This window comes from Hymenobacter sp. UV11 (genome assembly GCF_004684095.1).
Taxonomy (GTDB): domain Bacteria; phylum Bacteroidota; class Bacteroidia; order Cytophagales; family Hymenobacteraceae; genus Hymenobacter.
The window spans coordinates 358,025-371,942 of sequence record NZ_SRII01000003.1; the positions used below are offsets into that span (position 1 = coordinate 358,025).

At 62.4% G+C, this 13,918-nt stretch carries 9 protein-coding genes; 4 read left to right on the plus strand and 5 right to left on the minus strand.

Translation table 11 applies throughout. The features are described from left to right. Positions 1–3: 3 nt before the first annotated feature. Positions 4–891: an SDR family oxidoreductase gene (locus E4631_RS06515; RefSeq protein ID WP_133657605.1), complete on the plus strand. Its 888-nt coding sequence runs from the start codon at positions 4–6 to the stop codon at positions 889–891. A 273-nt stretch (positions 892–1,164) separates the two neighbouring features. Here E4631_RS06515 and E4631_RS06520 read toward each other — a convergent pair whose 3' ends face one another. Next, positions 1,165–3,636, minus strand: coding sequence for a TonB-dependent receptor (locus E4631_RS06520; RefSeq protein WP_133657604.1), 2,472 nt, complete (start codon positions 3,634–3,636; stop codon positions 1,165–1,167). A 208-nt stretch (positions 3,637–3,844) separates the two neighbouring features. Continuing rightward, positions 3,845–4,900, minus strand: coding sequence for an LLM class flavin-dependent oxidoreductase (locus E4631_RS06525; RefSeq protein ID WP_133657603.1), 1,056 nt, complete (start codon positions 4,898–4,900; stop codon positions 3,845–3,847). 99 nt (positions 4,901–4,999) lie between these two features. Between E4631_RS06525 and E4631_RS06530 the strand changes: the two genes are divergently transcribed. From E4631_RS06530 to E4631_RS06540, 3 genes are all read left to right on the plus strand, one after another. Further along, positions 5,000–5,707, plus strand: coding sequence for a dienelactone hydrolase family protein (locus E4631_RS06530; RefSeq protein ID WP_133657602.1), 708 nt, complete (start codon positions 5,000–5,002; stop codon positions 5,705–5,707). Between the two features lie 157 nt (positions 5,708–5,864). Continuing rightward, entirely contained in the window at positions 5,865–6,908 is a 1,044-nt protein-coding gene (locus tag E4631_RS06535; protein WP_133657601.1) for an SDR family oxidoreductase, read from the plus strand. 166 nt (positions 6,909–7,074) lie between these two features. Then, on the plus strand, positions 7,075–7,965 hold the full coding sequence (locus E4631_RS06540) for a T9SS type A sorting domain-containing protein (protein WP_133657600.1): 891 nt from the start codon (positions 7,075–7,077) through the stop codon (positions 7,963–7,965). A gap of 81 nt (positions 7,966–8,046) precedes the next feature. Here E4631_RS06540 and E4631_RS06545 read toward each other — a convergent pair whose 3' ends face one another. From E4631_RS06545 to E4631_RS06555, 3 genes are all read right to left on the minus strand, one after another. Continuing rightward, positions 8,047–9,393 carry a TolC family protein gene (locus E4631_RS06545; RefSeq protein WP_133657599.1) on the minus strand — a complete coding sequence of 449 codons (1,347 nt, stop codon included), beginning with the start codon at positions 9,391–9,393 and terminating at the stop codon, positions 8,047–8,049. A gap of 83 nt (positions 9,394–9,476) precedes the next feature. Continuing rightward, positions 9,477–12,593 carry an efflux RND transporter permease subunit gene (locus E4631_RS06550; RefSeq protein ID WP_133657598.1) on the minus strand — a complete coding sequence of 1,039 codons (3,117 nt, stop codon included), beginning with the start codon at positions 12,591–12,593 and terminating at the stop codon, positions 9,477–9,479. 163 nt (positions 12,594–12,756) lie between these two features. Then, positions 12,757–13,824 carry an efflux RND transporter periplasmic adaptor subunit gene (locus E4631_RS06555; protein ID WP_133657597.1) on the minus strand — a complete coding sequence of 356 codons (1,068 nt, stop codon included), beginning with the start codon at positions 13,822–13,824 and terminating at the stop codon, positions 12,757–12,759. Positions 13,825–13,918 lie beyond the last annotated feature (94 nt).

Sequence of the window (13,918 nt, forward strand, 5' to 3'; positions counted from 1 at the left end):
TTCATGTCCATTCCTAAACCAACCGTTCTCATTACCGGCGCTACCGGCCAGATTGGCGGCGATGTACTGCGCCGCCTGCAAGGTGACGATTCCATCACGCTGGTAGCCGCCGTGCGCTCGGCCGCCAAGGCCGCGCCGCTCGAAGCGCAGGGTATCCGCACGGTTATCCTCGATTTTGACAAGGAAGAAACGCTGGGCCCGGCCCTGCAAGGCATCGACCGGGCGCTGCTCGTGACCGGCTACACCGTGGATATGCTGCGCCAGAGCAAAGCGTTTCTGGACCAGGCCAAGGTGGCCGGCGTGCAGCACATGGTGCACCTGGGTGCCTGCGGGCGCGACGACACCACGGTGGCGCACTGGGCTTGGCACCAGCTGATAGAGCGCTACATCGAATGGTCGGGCTTCTCGTTCACGCACCTGCGGCCCGAAACATTCATGCAAAATCTGCTCAGCTACGGCGGCACGCAGGTGGTGAAGGCGGGCGTTATTCAGCAATTTACCGGCGATGCTCGCCTGAGCTGGGTCGATGCCGAAGACGTGGCCCTAGTGGCCGTGCAGGCATTGCTGCACCCCGAAAAGCATGCCGGCCAGACCTACCGCCTCGGCTACGATGCCAAATCATACGGCGAAATCGCGGCCATTATGCAGCAGGCGCTGGGCGGACCCTTCCACTACGAAGCCCTACCCCCCGAAATCTTCTTGGAAAACATGCGCGCTGCCGGGGCCGAGATGGCCTACATGGGCTGCGTGTATGACCACTACAAGCGCTACGCCGCCCACACCATTCCGGGCGCCGACGACACGTTCGATAACTTTCCCGCCATCACGGGGCAGGAGCCGGTGCGCTGGCAGCAGTTTGTGGAGAAGCACCGCGCGGCCTTTGCCTATTGAAAGGAGCTTACTAGAACGTCAGGCTTCGATAAGCTCAGTCTGACGTTCTAGTAAATTATTATAGGTGAAAGACTTGTTTCCAAATAAGCAAAAAAATGAAGAAAGGCCGTCCTGCCCATCTGGCGTCCGCTTGTCGAAGCATCTCTACTGCAACAGTAATCTAATCGGGGCAACGAAGCGGTAGAGATACTTCGGCAAGCGGACGCCAGATGGGCAGGACGAGCTGTTTTTAAGATAAACTAATTACCGTCGAGTACTTAAAGCCTACCCCCCCTAGAACCGGTAGCCCACCGTGGTCAGGAACTGGCGCGGCGGAATGGGGTTGATGCTGTAGCGGTCGTGCACGAGGTAGTTCAGCTCATCGGTGATGTTGGAGAGCTTGAACAGGATGGAGAAGTGCTGGTAGGCATAGCCGGCCGATAGGTCCACGGTCGTGAAGCCGCTCAGCGAAATGGTGCGGCTGTAGCTGCCGGCCTGGCCCACGGTGTTGTTGTTGCCGCCCAGGCGCTGGCCGGTGTAAAAGGCCGAAGCCCCCAGCTTGAGGCCACGCAGGCCGGGCCGGTCGAAGGTGTAAAAGATGGAGGCGTTGGCAGTGTGGGCCGGGTTGTTGGTGAGGCGCTCGCCGTTGATGGGGCTGCCCGTGGCGGTGCCAGCGTTGGTGTAGCGGGCAAAGTTGTAGGCGTAGCCGGCGTTGAAGTAGAAATTCTGCGAGAAGCTGCCGCTGATGTCCACGTCGGCCCCGTCGCTGGTGGTTTCGCCGGTCAGCTCCTTCACCGTCGTCACGGCGTTAGGGTTGCCAAACCGGTCGTAGGGAGCCGTCTGGGCAAAGTTGTTGTTGAGGTAGCGGTACACGGCCGCGTTGGCAAACAGGCGGCTGCCAAACAGCTCGGTCTTCACGCCGGCTTCGTACTGGTTCACCAGCGACGGCGACAGGTTCTGGCCGTAGATGTCGGTGCCCGTATTCACAATGAAGTTGTTGGCGTAGCTGGCGTAGAGCGACAGCGTGGGGAGGGGCTGAAAAATCAGCGCCCCCTTGGGCGACCAGGCCTGGTCAATCTTGTCGGCCGCGCCATGGCGCGTTTGCTGCTTGTCGTAGTTGGCAATGCTGGTTTGCTGCGTAGTCTGGTACGAGTAGCGCACCCCGCCGAGCACTTTAAACTTGGGCGAAATAGCTATTAAATCCTGCACGTAGCCGCCAAAGCGGTACGAGGGCGAGGTGGTGCGGGCCGTATCGATGATGCCCGGCACGTCGGTGCGCGCCCCGTATTTCGTGGGGTCGAGCAGGTTAATAACGCCGTAGCCGGAGCCAATCTTACCCGTCGCATCCTGGTACTTGAAGGTGGTGCTGGTAGTGGTGATGCGCAGGGCATCGCCGCCCACTAGCAGCTGATGGCCCAGGAAGCCGGTCGTAAATTTTCCGTTCAGGTTAAGCTGGGCGTTCCAGTCGCGCTCGCTGGTGTTCACGGCCCCCAGCGTGCGGGTATAGTCGCCGTTGGCCGCAATCGCGTTGTTGGGCACGGCCAGCCCGAAGCCATGCACGCGGGTGTCGGCCACGCCCGCGATGGCACTCAGCCGCCACGCATCCGAAAAGTGGTGGGTGAGCACGGCCGAGCCGGTAGCCTGGTCGGTGACGTTGTAGGCCCAGGGTGCGTTAATAAAGCGCGAGCGCGGCGTGTTGGGCAGCAGCCGCGACTCGGTGTTCAGGTTGATGATGCCTACCCCCGCGTCGGGCGTGATGTCGGAGCGCAGGTAGTCGCCCTGCACCAGCAGGTCGGTTTTTGCCCCAAACTTGTACAGGAGCGAAGGGTTCACGTACAGGCGCTTCGACGTCACCACATCGCGGTAGCTTTGGGCATTTTCGTAGGTGCCCACCACCCGGAAAGCCAGGTTTTTAGTCAGCGGCCCGTACACGTCGACAATCGGCTTGTAGAAGTTGTAGCTGCCCGCGCGCATCTCCACCGAGCCGCCCCATTCGTAGCGCGGCTTTTTGGTGACGGTATTAATAATGAGGCCGCCCGACACGTTGCCGTAGAGCAGGGCCGCCGCGCCCTTCAGCACCTCCACCGATTCCAGGGTGCTGGCGTCGGGAATGCCCTGGGTGTTGGTGAGCAGGCCGTTTTTGAAAATGCTACCCCCCCCGCCGCCGATGCCAATGCTGTAGCCGCGCGCCGAAAACGTTTCGGCCACGCCGCCGCGCTGCTGCGTCAGCGATACGCCGCTCACGTTGCGCAGCGCGTCGCCGAGGCGGTTTATTTGCTGGTCGGCAATGACGGTGTGCGTCACTACGCCCACGCTCTGGGGCTGGTCGAGGGGCGCAATGTCGGCCTTGCTGGCCGAAGCCAGGCGATTGATAGTCGTGGTGCCCGTCACGATAACCTCGCTCAGGTCGGCGGCGCTTTCGCTCAGGGCAAAATCGGCTTTAGCCGTCTGGCCGGCGGCCACCGTTACGGTCTGGCGCTGCGGCTGCAACCCCACATAAGATACTTGCAGCTCCTGCTCGCCCGGCTCGACGCCCACGATGGTGAAAGAGCCGTCTTCGGCTGTATTGGCTCCCTTGCCCAGCTTCGGCAGGCCCACGCTAACGAAGGCCGCTGGCTGCCCATCGCTGGTGCGAACAATCCCCCGAATAGTACCCGTGCGCTGGTGCGCGCGGCCGGCAGCAGCCGGGATAGGGAGCCCCTGCCCCTGGCTGAATACGGGCAAGGCCACGCTGATGAGCAGAAAAGGAAAGAAGAAGTGGCGCATACGCTTATTTAGAATCGTTCAACGTAGCGCAAAGGTCAGGGCTAGTTTAGATGTATTCCAAATAAATTCTGCAGAAGGTTTGTAGCTCGAATGGCTTTCCTGGCCACTTTTCTATTCGTAAAAGCTTGCTTTATAGGGTATTGATAAATAAAAAGGCTCCATTGTAGAGCCTTTTTTATTTAGAATAATCTTAAATAAGCTTCACCAGTTAATCCATCTCTACCGTTTCGGCCACTGTCTGGCTGGTCGGCGTTAGCTCAAAGGCTTCGGCCAGCAGCTCATACGAGCGCAGGCGGTCGGCAAAATCGGCGGTGATGCTGGTCAGGAGTAGCTCCTCAACCTCGTAGGCTGCCGCCAGCTCGGTGAGTTGGGCGTGTACCTGCGCGGGCGTGCCGCTCACCACGCGGGCCTGGTGGTAGCGCAGGCGCGTTAGTTCGAGGGGGCCAAACTGGTAGGCCGCTGCCTCGGCGGCGGTGGGGTAGGGGCCGCGCACGCCCTGCTCAAAGCGCAGCAGCTGCATGAGCATGGCCTTGGCCAGGGCGTTAGCTTTCTCCTCGGTATCGGCGCACAGCACGAACAACGCCACGCTGGCGGCGGGTGCCGCCAGCTCAGGCGAGGGCCGGAACTGCTGCCGGTACGCGCGCACGGCCGCCGGCCCGCCATTGGGATTGATAAATTGCGCAAACGTGAAGCCCATGCCCAGCCGCGCCGCGAAGTCCCCGCTCTGCCCGCTGCTACTCAGCAGCCACAATTCGGGCTGGGTGTCAATCTGTGGAATGGCCAGCACTCGCTCGTGAATGGTTTCGGGCGTGCGGTCGTCGCGCAGGTACGCCTGCAAATCAACTAGTTGCTCGATAAAATCTTCTTCCTTAAACTGGTTGCTCGGGTTGAGCGCGTAGGCCGTGAGGCGGTCGGCGCCCGGCGCGCGGCCGATGCCCAGGTCGATGCGGCCGGGGTGCAGAGCTTCCAGCATCTTGAAGTTTTCGGCCACCTTCAGGGCCGAGTAGTGGGGTAGCATCACGCCGCCCGAGCCCAGCCGGATGCGGCTGGTGTGCGCGCCCAGGTGGGCTAGCAGCACTTCGGGTGTGGGGCCGGCAAGGGTAGTGGTATTGTGGTGCTCGCTCACCCAAAAGCGGGTGTAGCCCAGGCGGTCGGTGAGTTGGGCGAGCTGCGTGGTTTCTTGCAGGGCCTGGCGGGCGGTGGCGCCGGGCCGCACCGGCGACTGGTCGAGCACGCTCAGGCGCAACGTGGGGGTAGGGGACATAGCGGGATAAATAAAGAAACGCGGATAGGTCCGAGTAAAACATCGGCTTCCATCGCCTTGTTTCTGCCAGCAAATCCCTTTTCCCTACCCCCTCTCTTTATGAGCACTCCCAATTCATTGGTGTTGAACGTGGCTGATGGCACCCAGGCGCACGCCTACGTGGCCCAGCCCCAGAACACCACTTCGGCCCCCGGCATCATTCTTTTTCAGGAAGCCTTCGGCGTGAACCACCACATTCGTAGCGTAGCCGACCGCCTGGCTGCCTCCGGCTACGTGGTGGTGGCGCCCGAGCTGTTTCACCGCACCGCCGAGCCGGGCCTCGAAATCGGCTACGACAACTTTGCCGCCGCCATGCCGCACTACGGCGCCGTGACGCCCGACACTATGAAGCAGGACGCCCAGGCGGCCTACGACTGGCTGCAGGCCCAGCCCAACGTGCAGAAGGACAAAATCGGCGCTATCGGCTTTTGCCTGGGCGGCCAGGTAGCCTTCGTGGCCAATGCCGCGCTGCCGCTGCAAGCGGCCGTGTCGTACTACGGCGGCGGCCTGCACACCCGCACCGACATGGCCAAAGACCTGCACGCGCCGCACCTCTTCTACTGGGGCGGGCTCGACCAGCATATCTCGAAAGACAATATCACCACGATAATCGACGCCGTGGACGCCACCGGCAAGCCCTACATCAACACCGTCATCTCCTACGCCGACCACGGCTTCCACTGCGACGAGCGCCCGAGCTATAATAAGGAAGCCGCCGCTGAGGCCTGGGCTTTCACGCTGGCTTTCTTCCAGGAAAAGCTGGGGTAGGGAGTGTAGCGTGACCTTTCGCAGCTCGGGCGCAAGCACGGCGAGCAGCGCCGTCCGGTTTATCCGGTGCCGCCCGCTCGCTGCACTCGCGCCCGAGCTGCGAAAAGTCGCGCTGCTTCTCACGTAACCTTTCTACCCCAAATCCATACAGAAGAGCATGAAAACTTCCCACCGCTCTTCTGCCGGCTGGCTTTGGGCCGCCGGCCTTGGCGTTGCCGCCCTTGCCACCACCGTTTGGCGCAACCGCCGGGGCTCGTATGAGCTCATGGGGCGCACCGTGCTCATTACCGGCGGCTCTCGCGGGCTGGGTCTGGTGCTGGCCCGCCGCGCCGTGGCCGAGGGCGCCCGCGTGGCCATTTGCGCCCGCGACGAGCAGGAGCTGGCCCGCGCCCGCCAAGACCTGCTCACCTACGGCGGTACCGAGGGCAGCGTGCTCACCTTCGCCCGCGACCTCACCGATGCCAACGAGGTGCGTAGCCTGGTGGCCGAGGTCGAAAAAAAGCTGGGCGGGGTAGATGTTCTGGTGAATAATGCCGGCATTATCATCGGTGGCCCGCTCGAAAACATGGACGACCGCGACTTTGCCGATGCCATGGATACGCACTTCTGGGCGCCGTTTCACGCCATGCAGGCGGTGCTGCCGGGCATGCGGCTGCGCGGCGAGGGCCGCATTATCAATATCTCGTCGTTGGGCGGCAAGGTGGCCATTCCGCACCTCACGGCCTACAGCGCCAGCAAGTTTGCCCTCACGGGCCTGTCCGAAGGCTTCCGGGCCGAGCTGAGCCAATTTGGCATCTACGTCACTACCGTGTGCCCCGGCCTGCTGCGCACCGGCAGCGCCCAAAACGCCGACGTGAAGGGCAACCACGAAAAAGAATACGCCTGGTTCAGCATTGCCGACGCGCTGCCGGGCTTCACGATGAGCGCCGAAGACGCTGCCCGCCGCATTTGGAACGCCGTTCGGCGCGGCGACGGCGAGCTGATTCTGTCGTTGCCGGCCAAGCTGCTGGCTACCTTCCACGGCATCGCGCCCGGCACTACCGTCGATATTCTGGCCTGGGTAAACCGTGCCCTACCCGCCACCGGCGAGAGCGCCGCCGCCAACGAGCGCCGCAAGGGCTACGAGAGCGAAACGCCCATCACCCGCTCGTTCCTCACCAAGCTCAACCGCGACGAAGCGGCCCGCAACAACGAAAACTAGCGCCGGGCAACTGGCTTGCCGAGCCGGCCGGGGGTAGCCTTGGCCGGCTTTTTTGATGGGTAGCCGAAAAATGTGGAGTAATCGGGCCAGCGTGGTTAAACCATGAAGCTAGCCTAAAGTCAATGGGTGGTAATATTCGACTACTTGTAGCTCAGCTCATTGACTTATGAAAAACGCTTTTCTCCGCCGCCTACCCCTCATCTTGCTACTGGTGCTGGGCACCACGGCCGTCACTAGTGCGCGCAGCGGCTTTGGCCACCGCAACGGCCCGAATACGCCGCCACGCCACGATATTAAAGCCTACATCGAGGCCAACGTACTGCCCGTGCTACGCCAGCAGCGCCAGAAGCTGGAACCCCAGCTCGCGCCCGCCGACCAGGCCAAAATTATAGCCTTCCGTGCCCAAGTGGAGGCGCTGAAAACTCAGCGCCAGGCCCTGCGCCAAAGCCTGCGGCCCGCTGCCGCGGCACCCGGCGCGCGCCCTACGCTCACGGATGCCCAGCGCCAGCAAGCACAGGCCCTGCGCCTGCAAGGTCAGCAGATTATGCTGAGCGTGGCCCAGCTGGCCCTGAAATACGATGCCAATATCCAGAAGCTGGCCGCCGAAATTCAGCCCCAAAAAGCACAGTGGGCCACTGACCTCAAAGCCATCGTGGCCAAGGATACTACCCCCGAGCAACAGGCACGGCTGGCCCGCTGGCAGGGCTTCGCGGCGCGGCGCGGGGGCCTGGGCAAGCTATTTAAGCCGGCGGCTTTCCTGCTGCTTGACCCCAACGGCCCGGCCGAAAACGCTACCCCCCTCGGCGGCACCAGCCTCTACCCCAACCCCGCTGCCGCTGCTACCCAGCTGCAATACGACGTGAAAAAAGCTGGTAACGTCAGCGTCGAGCTGCTCGATGGCACCGGTACCAAGCTGCGCACGCTCATCCCGGAAACGCAGCAGGAGAAAGGCACCTACACGCAATCGCTCGACCTGAGCGACCTGCCCAAAGGCACGTATTTCTACAAAATCACCACCAAAAGCGGCAGCGAAACCAAGCGTTTCGTGAAGGAATAAGTAGTAGCGAATGACTAGTTAAAGACCGCCATGCTGAGCTTGTCGCAGCATGACGGCCTTTCTTAACTATTCTCTACCCCCTCACGGCGTGAGCAACGCCCCCAGCTGCCGCAACGTGATTTCGGCCGACTTAGCGGCATAGCGGTAGTTGACCAGCCGGTAACCGGCATCCTCGAAGCTCTGTTGGGCCAGCTTCACATCGACCAAGGTTGAGAGGCCGGCGTCGAGGCGCATCTGCACGAGCTTGAGGAGCTGGCGGGCGGTGGTGTAGCTGGCTTCGGCGGTGGTTACGAGGGTAAGCTGCTTTTCATATGATTCCCAGGCTTTCAGTGCGTTGAGGCGGTAGTTGCGCTGCAAGGCCGTGCGCTGCAGCTCCGTAGTGCGCGTGTTGAGGCGGGCAATATCGACCAGCTTTTTATTAACGCCCCCGGTGTAAATGGGCACCGACAGCCCCAGCCCCGCGTAGGGCCCGTAGCTCTGGTTGAATAGCGTGTTGCCCACCGCATTTTGGCTGCGGGCGAAGTTGGTGCCGGCATTCAGCCCGAAGGAGGGGTAGCGATTGGCGCGGGTTTCGCGCTCAATCAACTCATTAACGCGCACTTGGCGTTCGGCGGCCAGCAGGTCGGGGTTCTTATCGAAGGCGCCTTGCAGCTCGGCCCAGCTCAGGCTATGGTCTACCGGAATGGTATCTTCCACGGCCACCGCCTGGGTCAAATCCAGGGTGAGGGCGCGCAGCAGGTCGGCGGTGGCCTGCTGGGCAGCCAGCGCCTGCTGCTGTTGCGTCAGCAGCTGGGCATTGAGGTCGAGCTGCGCCTGAAAGCGGTCGGCATTGTTGGCCAGGCCCACGCTTTGGCGCGCATCGATGAGGCGCAGCTTCTGGCGCGACACCTCTACCGAGGCTTCCAGGGTGCGGATGTAGCGCTGCTGCTGCACCACGGCGTAGTATTTCAGGCTCACGTCGGCCAGCACGTTTTGCACGGTCGAGTTTAGCTGGAGCTGGCTGATTTGGGCCAGCTCGTTCAGGCGCTTGCGGGTGGCTACTACCCGGCCCCCGTTGTAGAGCAGGTAGCTGCCCGCCAGCCCCACATTGTACTGCGTGGAGCGGGCGCCCGTGGCCGAGCGCGGGTCGCCGGTATTGAACTGCTGCTGCGTATTGTTGATAATCAGGTTGTTGCTAGCGTTCAGCCCCACCGTAGGCAGCGCGCCCGCAAAGCCCGCGTTGTTCTGCAGCGCCTGCACCTCCACATTAGTCTGGCTGATTTGAATGTCGAGGCTGTTTTTGAGCGCCGTCGTTAGGGCCTCGTGTAGGGTGAGGGTAGGGGCCGGGCCACCCCGCCCGGCCGGCGACTCGGCCGGGGCCGGGGGCGCGGTCGTTTGGGCCAGGGCAAGCGCGGGCAGCAGCAAAAAAAGATGGACTAGAAACTTCATAAGAAAAAAAAGGCTCGCCCGCCACGGTTTATCTCTCCCTGGCCCCCGCTCGCGTGGAGAAGGGGCCAGGGGGTAGGGCCACGCTAGGCGGCTACCTCGGCTGGCTCGGGGGTAGGGGCTAGCGCCTCGGCGGCAGCCTCGGGCTGGCGCTCTTTGGCAATAAAGGTATAAATAGCCGGAATGACCAACAGCGTGAGCACCAGCGAGAACAAAATGCCGCCCACGATAACCGTGCCCAGCGGCTTGCGGCTGGTGCTGGCCGCGCCCAGGCTGAGCGCGATGGGTAGGGCGCCGAGCGCGGTGGCCAGCGAAGTCATCAAGATGGGGCGCAGGCGCTGCTGGGCGGCCAGGCGCACGGCCTCGTGCAGGGGCATGCCGGCGTCGCGCTGGTGGTTGGCAAACTCCACGATGAGGATGCCGTTTTTGGTCACCAGGCCGATGAGCATAATCATCCCGATTTGCGAGAAGATGTTGAGCGTCTGGCCCACGGCCCACAGGCTGAGCAGCGCGCCGGCCAGCGCCAGCGGCACCGTGATGAGGATGATGAGCGGGTCGCGGAAGCTCTCAAACTGCGCCGCCAGCAGCAGGTAAATCAGCACCAGGGCCAGCAAAAAGGCAAACGTGGTGTTGCCCGCGCTCTCGGCAAAGTCGCGCGACGAGCCGGTGAGGGCCGTCTGAAACGCGTCGGGGTTCAGCACCTTGTCGGCGATGGCCTGCATGGCTTGCACGCCGTCGCCCACGGTTTTGCCCTCGGCCAGCTGCGCCGAAATGGTGGCCGCCTTGAAGCGGTTGAAGTGGTAGAGCGTGGCCGGGTTCGAGTTTTCGACCTGGTGCACCACCGCCGACAACGGAATGCTCTCGCCCCGGCTGTTGGTCACGTAGAGGCGGCTAATGTCGTTGGGCGCACTGCGGAAGTTGCGGTCTACCTGCCCAATAACCTGGTACTGCCGGCCATCGCGCAGGAAATAAGCCATGCGCCTACCCCCAAACGCGCCCTGCACGGCGGCCACCACATCCTGGGTAGTCAGGCCCAGGTCCCGGATTTTGAGGCGGTCAAACGTGAGCTGCACCTCGGGCTTGTTGAACTTGAGGTTGGCATCGACGTTCTGAAAAGTCGGGTCCTGCCGGGCGGCGGCCAGAAACCGGGGTAGGGCCTCCCGAATGCGATTGAGGTCAGTGGTTTGCAGCACAAACTGCACCGGCACGCTGCTCTTCGAGCCCGAGCCCACGGCAATGGTCTGCTCCTGCACCACGAAAATGCGAGCGTCGTTGAAGCGCTTGGTGGCCTTGGTCAGGTACTTAGCTATCTGCTCCTGGGTGCGCTTGCGTTGGTCGGGCGGCACCAGGCCGGCGCGCACCTGCGAGGTATTGGCGCTGCCGCCGGCGGGCGTGCGCGAAAACACAAAGTCATTTTCGGGCACCGAGTCGCTCACGAAAGCCGCTACCTGGTCGCTGATTTTTTCCATCGCCCCGAAGCTCGTGCCCTCCGGGCCGGTCAGTACCATACGCACGCTGCTGCGGTCTTCGAGCGGGGCCAGCTCGGTCGGAATGCCCTTGCCAATGAAAAAGATGATGCCCGCGCAGGCCGCCACCACCACCCAGGCCAGCGCCCGCACCCGCAGAAACTTGCCCACAATGCGCCCGTACCAGCTTTCCATGCCCTGGAAAAACGGCTCCGTTTTGTCGTAGAGCTTGCCGTGGCCGCTGCCGCTCTGGTTGCTGCTTTCGCGGTGCAGCACCACGTTGAGCACCGGCGTGATGGTGAGCGACACGAAGGCCGAAATCAGCACCGCGCCCGCCACTACTACCCCAAACTCGCGGAACAAGCGCCCCGTGAAGCCTTCCAGAAAAATGACGGGTAGGAACACTACCGCCAGCGTGAGCGAGGTGGCAATAACGGCGAAGAAAATCTCCTTGCTGCCCTCACGCGCCGCGTCCTTGATGTTCATGCCCTCTTCGAGCTTGCGGAAGATGTTCTCCGTCACCACAATACCGTCGTCTACCACCAGGCCGGTGGCCAGCACAATGCCCAGCAGCGTCAGAATATTGATGGTGAAGCCCGCCAGGTACATCACGAAAAACGTGGCAATGAGGGAAATCGGAATGTCGATGAGCGGGCGCAGCGCCGTGAGCCAGTTGCGGAAGAAGAAGAAGATAACCAGCACCACCAGCCCGAAAGAAATGGCCAGCGTTTCCATCACTTCGTCAATCGAGTTGCGCACAATCTTGGTGTTGTCCACAATCACCCGCATCTCAATGTCAGACTTGTTCTCCTTCTGCACCTCGGCCAGGCGCTTGTTGAATTCGTCGGCAATCTCCACGTAGTTGGAGCCCGGCTGCGGCACAATAGCCAGGCCCACGGCGTAGGAGCCGTTGAGTTTCCAGCTCTGCTCGTAGTTTTCGGGGCCCAGCACCACCCGCGCCACATCGCCGAGGCGCACAATGCCCTGGGCATTTTCGCGCAAAATGAGGTTGCGAAACTGCTCTTCGGTGGTGAAGCGGGCCATCGTGCGGATGGTCAGCTCGGTGTTGCCGCCGTAGATTTTGCCGGCCGGCACCTCCACGTTTTCGGCGTTCAGGGCCGCCTGCACGTTGGTAAACGACACCTGGAAGGCGTCCATCTTGGCCGGGTCGAGCCATAGGCGCATGGCGTAGCGCTGCTGCCCAAATATGTTGATGGCCGACACGCCATTGATGGTCTGGAAGCGCTGCTGCAGGTTGTTCTCGGCAAAGTCGCTCAGTTCCAGCAGGCTCTTGGTGCGGCTCTGCACGGCCAGGATGAGGATGTTATCCGAGTTGGCGTCCGACTTCGACACTACCGGTGGAGCGTCGATATCCTGCGGCAGCGAGCGCACGCCCTGGCCCACCTTGTCGCGCACGTCGGAGGCGGCGGCCTCCAAATCGACGCCCAGGTTAAACTCGACCGTGATGTTGCTGCTACCCAGCGAGCTGCTCGACGTGATGGACTTGATGCCCGGAATACCGTTAATCTGCTTTTCGAGCGGCTCGGTTATCTGGTTCTCAATCACGTCGGCGTTGGCACCGGTGTAGGAGGTATTGACGCTGATAATGGGCGGGTCGATGGCCGGGTAGTCGCGCAGGGCCAGAAACGAAAACCCTACCCCCCCGAAAAGTATCAGCAGCAGGTTAAGCACCGTCGCCAGCACGGGCCGTTTAAGGGATAGCTCGGAGATGTTCATTAGTATAATTTATTGCTAACTGCCTAATCATCTGTCATTGCGAGCGCAACGAAGTGAAGCGCGGCAATCTTTCCTTGTCGTTCGCTTTACTAGGTTAGTAATCCTAACGTGAAGGAAAGATTGCCGCGCTCCACTTCGTTGCGCTCGCCATGACAAACGGGATTTAATTCACGGATTTCGCCTTGCGCACCTTCACCGGCTTGCCGGGCTGGGTAAACAGCACGCCGTTGGTCACCACCGAGTCGCCGGCGGCCAGGCCGCTGGTAATGGCAATATGGTCCTGCTGGCGGTCGCCGGTGCGCACATCGCGCATGGTGGCCTTGCCGTTCTTCACCACCACCACTTGGTCCGACTTATCGCCGGGCATGATGGCGTTGGTGGGTAGCAGCACGCTGCGGCGGGCCGCGCCGGTGGGCACGCTCACGCGGGCAAAGGCGCCGGGGCTGGCCTGGGCGCCGGCCGGCAGCTGGGCGCGCACGGTCAGGTTGCGGGTAGTTTGGTTGACCTGGCTTTCCTGGGCGATGACGGTGGCGCGGTAGCGGCGCGGCGGGTTGCCGGTGAGCTGCACCATCACCACCGAGCCGGGATGCACCAGGCCGCCGTTGGCCTCGGGCAGCGTAAAATCTATCTTGAGCTTGGTATCGGCCTGCAGGGTAGCGATGATGGTAGTGGGCGTGACGTAGGCACCGGGGCTCACCTGGCGCAGGCCCATCACGCCGGTGAAAGGCGCCCGAATGACGGTTTTGGCCAGCATGGCCTGGGTGTAGGCGGCGTCGGCCTGGTTGCTGCGCACCTGGCTCACGGCCAGGTCGTAGTCGGCCTGGTTCACGCCCTGCACCTTCAGCAGCTTTTCGAGGCGGTCTTGCGAGAGGCGCGACACTTGCAGCAGGGCGTTGGTTTTCTGCAGGTTGGCTCGCAGGTCGGCGTCGTTGATGCGGGCAATCACGGTGCCCTTGCTCACGCGGTGGCCCTCGGGCACGTTGAGGAAGGTGAGGCGGCCGTTCACTTCGGGGTGCAGCTCCACGTAGTCGTTGGCCACCACCGCGCCGTTGGCCTCAATGGAGTCGGTCACGGCCGAAGGCCGGGCCACCACCACATCGACCAGGGCGGGGCCGTTGTCCTTTTTACCGCCCTTGCCGCCTTTGGCCTCGTCGGGTTTAGCATGGCAGCCAGCCAGCAGGGCCAGCGCAGTGCCGGCGATGAAGAGTGGAGCCGTAGAAAAAAAACGCATACAGGGAATAAGGTGATACTCAGCAGCCAGCGCCGCTAGGCGCCGGGTGGCCGGGTGGGAGGCAGGCAACACCGAGCCCATGGGTCGGGTTCAG

Bases quoted from the DNA above. Each gene is read 5' to 3' on its own strand.
- E4631_RS06515 (WP_133657605.1), top strand. From the start codon at position 4: ATGTCCATTCCTAAACCAACCGTTCTCATTACCGGCGCTACCGGCCAG.
- E4631_RS06520 (WP_133657604.1), bottom strand. From the start codon at position 3,636: ATGCGCCACTTCTTCTTTCCTTTTCTGCTCATCAGCGTGGCCTTGCCC.
- E4631_RS06525 (WP_133657603.1), bottom strand. From the start codon at position 4,900: ATGTCCCCTACCCCCACGTTGCGCCTGAGCGTGCTCGACCAGTCGCCG.
- E4631_RS06530 (WP_133657602.1), top strand. From the start codon at position 5,000: ATGAGCACTCCCAATTCATTGGTGTTGAACGTGGCTGATGGCACCCAG.
- E4631_RS06535 (WP_133657601.1), top strand. From the start codon at position 5,865: ATGAAAACTTCCCACCGCTCTTCTGCCGGCTGGCTTTGGGCCGCCGGC.
- E4631_RS06540 (WP_133657600.1), top strand. From the start codon at position 7,075: ATGAAAAACGCTTTTCTCCGCCGCCTACCCCTCATCTTGCTACTGGTG.
- E4631_RS06545 (WP_133657599.1), bottom strand. From the start codon at position 9,393: ATGAAGTTTCTAGTCCATCTTTTTTTGCTGCTGCCCGCGCTTGCCCTG.
- E4631_RS06550 (WP_133657598.1), bottom strand. From the start codon at position 12,593: ATGAACATCTCCGAGCTATCCCTTAAACGGCCCGTGCTGGCGACGGTG.
- E4631_RS06555 (WP_133657597.1), bottom strand. From the start codon at position 13,824: ATGCGTTTTTTTTCTACGGCTCCACTCTTCATCGCCGGCACTGCGCTG.